The 3,358-nt window shown below is 60.3% G+C and carries 3 protein-coding genes; 1 reads left to right on the plus strand and 2 read right to left on the minus strand.

Annotation, left to right across the window (positions count from 1 at the left end; translation table 11 throughout):
- Positions 1-968: endo-1,4-beta-xylanase (locus WA989_RS09930; protein ID WP_424340342.1), on the minus strand; the 968-nt coding region annotated here is incomplete at its 3' end.
- Positions 969-1,178: 210 nt separating this feature from the next.
- Between WA989_RS09930 and WA989_RS09935 the strand changes: the two genes are divergently transcribed.
- Positions 1,179-2,831 (plus strand): glycoside hydrolase family 43 protein, encoded by a 1,653-nt coding sequence (locus WA989_RS09935; RefSeq protein ID WP_424340343.1) that lies wholly within the window; start codon positions 1,179-1,181, stop codon positions 2,829-2,831.
- Here the strand turns inward: WA989_RS09935 and WA989_RS09940 are convergent.
- On the minus strand, positions 2,832-3,358 hold a 527-nt coding region (locus tag WA989_RS09940; RefSeq protein WP_424340344.1), incomplete at its 5' end, for a tryptophan 7-halogenase.

Raw genomic sequence — 3,358 nt, forward strand, 5'->3', positions numbered from 1 at the left:
TCCTTGAGCTGAGGGTATTGCAGCATCAGATCGAAATAGCGGCGCGTATATTCGCTGATCAGCCTGTCACGATAGGCAATATCGGGCCGCATCCGGGTGTCGTTAACGTCGAATTCGGTGATGTAGAGTTCGAGCCCCATATCGACGACCTCGTCGCAGAAGGCGATCCAGTCGCGCTGCTTCTCGGCGGTAAACTCGCCGGGCATTTCATAATTGGAATGGCTCTGCATGCCGAGCCCATCGACCGGCACGCCGCGCGACAGGAGCCGTTCGAGAAATTGCAGCACGCCCTTGCGGTGCGCCGTGCTGGTTTTCTCCCAGCTCATGAAATCATTATAGACCAGCTTCGCATCCGGGGCGTTTTCCTTGGCGACGGCAAAGCAGAAATCGATCAGTTCCTCGCCCATTTTCTTCGACAGCGAAGTTTGCCGGAATTCGCCCGTCTCGTCGCTGATCGCTTCGTTCACCACGTCCCAGGAATAGATGAAGGGGTGATAGCGCGAGGCCACCTGGGCGATGCGCGGGCCGACGAATTTCTCCGTTTCGGCGGCGCTCGCAAACTCCAGATTGTTGACCCATTCCGGCGACCATTTCTCGCGGTGCCAGAGCAGCGTGTGCCCGCGCATGGTCAGGCCATTGTCCTTGGCGAAGCTGACCAGCCGGTCGGCCGGGTCGAAATTGACCACGTCCGGCTCTGGATAGATCGTATACCATTTGTGCTCATTCTCAGCGACGATGGTGGCACATTCACGCCGGATGATGTCGAGGTATTGAGGGTCATCGAGCTGGCCCGCCCCCATGGCAGAGCCAAAACGGATGCCCTTCTCGGCCGCGAGCACATGCAGGCCAGGCCCCGTTGCGGCGTCCACTGAAGTGCTCTCGCCAGCCGTCACGCAGCCGCCAAGCCCGGCCCATGCCGAAGCGCCGGCCCCCATTTTCAACCATTCACGTCTTGATAGTTTTGTCACGAGGCCTTCTCCCTTGGCATAGCATTCGGCCAGGTCTTGCCTTGGCTCTTTCGAACTATATGATAACGCTAACAATAGATCACGGGCGGGTCCAGTCCGTCCCGCAGAATTCCTGGCCTCATGGGAGGGGGCCGTACGATGTTTTCAAGAAGCTTGTTGCCTGCCCTTTCGCTCTTGGCCTTCGCCGCTTGTTCGACGCAACCTTCGGATATGGCCTCGAATGAGCAGGCTTCCGCGCCGCAAGCGAGCTTCAGCTGGTTCCAATACACCGGTGACGACCCCGCCTTCAGCCGGCCGCCTGGGCCTGATGGCTATCTCAACCCTGTTCTTGCCGGCTTCTATCCGGACCCGAGTATCACCCGCGGCCCGGACGGTTACTATCTCGTCCATTCGACCTTTTCCTATTTCCCCGGCATTCCGGTCTTCCACAGCAAGGACCTCGTCCACTGGGAGCAGATCGGCAACGTCATAGACCGGCCCGGGATGCTCGATTTCGACGGGCTCGGCCTGTCGCGCGGCGTCTTTGCGCCGACCATCGAATATCATGACGGGATCTTCTACGTCGCCAATACCTGCGTCGATTGCGGCGGCAATTTCATCGTCACCGCCACCGACCCTGCCGGCCCCTGGTCGGACCCGGTCTGGCTGCCAGACGTGGGCGGCATCGACCCTTCCCTCTTCTTCGAGGAAGACGGCTCGGTCTGGATCATGAACAATGACGAACCGCCCGGCGGGTCGACCTATTCCGGCCACCGCGCCATCTGGTTTCGCCAGATCGACCCCGAGACCTTCCAGTCCATTTCAGAACCCATCGTGCTGATCGATGGCGGCGTGCGCCCCGAAGACAAGCCGATCTGGATTGAAGGCCCGCACATCTATCATGTCGACGGAGGGTACTATCTGAGCGCAGCTGAAGGCGGCACCGCCGTCGACCATTCACAGGTCGTGCTGCGCTCGAAAGAGCTGACGGGGCCGTACGAGCCCTATGAGAAAAACCCCATCCTCACCCAGCGCCATCTTGCTCCGGACAGGCCCAACCCGATCACTTCCGTCGGCCATGCAGACCTGGTCCAGGACGCAGACGGCAACTGGTGGGCGACCTTCCTCGGCGTGCGGCCCTATGAGGGCGACCTCTACAATACCGGCCGCGAGACTTTCCTGATGCCGGTCAAATGGAAGAATGGCTGGCCAGTCATCCTCGAAGGCGACGAAGAAGTGCACTACAATATGGACACCCGCCCTGCCCCACTCGGCACAATTGGGGAGCACATGCCGATGTCGGGAAATTTCTCGCTTCGCGAGGATTTCGACGGGGCAAGCCTGCCGTTTCACTGGATGACGCTGCGCGTACCAAAGTCTGACTGGTGGACGCTGTCCGACAGCGATCTGACCCTGGATGCCCGCCCCGTCGCGCTCGGCTCGGGCGAACAGCCGTCCTATCTCGGCCGGCGCCAGCAGCATCAGAACGCGGTTGGAACAACCGAAATCCGCTTCTCACCAGAAAAATCCGGCGATGAAGCCGGCCTCGCCATCCTGCAAAGCGACGACTATTTCTATGCGCTCGGCATTGGCCTTGATGAGACTGGCGAGCCCGAACTCCTCCTTCGCCGCCGGGCCGGACCGGATGATCCCGTCGAAGGCACGATCATAGACCGCTCGCCCCTCTCAGTTGAAGTCGGTGCGCCCGTGCAGCTCAGGATCACAGCGCGGCAGGACGAATATGATTTCGCGTTCCGGCATGGCAGGGATGAGCCCTGGACCGACATCGCCACCGACCTCGACGGCACGATCCTGTCCACGCAGGTTGCGGGCGGTTTCGTCGGCGCAACCTTCGGCCTTTATGCCGAGGCCGCCCCTCGCTGATCAGACGGTTTCGAGATCTTCGGCGCGGCAATGTTCATTGATGAAGTCGGCATGTAGCGGCATGTAATCGGCCGACGCATTGATCGCGGCCTTGATCTTGCCAATCCGCTCGGCGGTCTCTGCTGCTGACTGGACATCGGCGACCGGGTCATAGGCGTCCGGGCGCAATCTCTGGCCGATCATGACGGAGAACCAGCTGGTATCGTTGAACAGCTCGTCATTCTCCCGGAAGATGCGGCCATAGCTTTTGAACAGGCGGATCTTGTCCTCGAGATAATCCGGGATCGGCATGGTGCGCACATAATTCCAGAACTCTGTGTCGTCGCGCTGAGTGGCATTGTAGTGCAGGATCAGGAAGTCACGGATCCGCTCGAATTCGAAGGTCGTGATCCGGTTATAGCGGTCGATATCGACCTGGTTGAAATTCCGGTCCGGAAACATCTGTAGCAGGCGCCCGATGCCTGACTGGATGAGGTGGATGCTGGTGGATTCCAGCGGCTCGAGGAAGCCCGCCGACAGCCCTAGCG

The sequence above is a fragment of the Henriciella sp. genome (assembly GCF_049649345.1).
Lineage (GTDB): Bacteria > Pseudomonadota > Alphaproteobacteria > Caulobacterales > Hyphomonadaceae > Henriciella.

What these genes read in the sequence shown, in the direction of transcription:
- WA989_RS09935 (WP_424340343.1), top strand. Translation starts at nt 1,179, where the DNA reads ATGGCCTCGAATGAGCAGGCTTCCGCGCCGCAAGCGAGCTTCAGCTGG.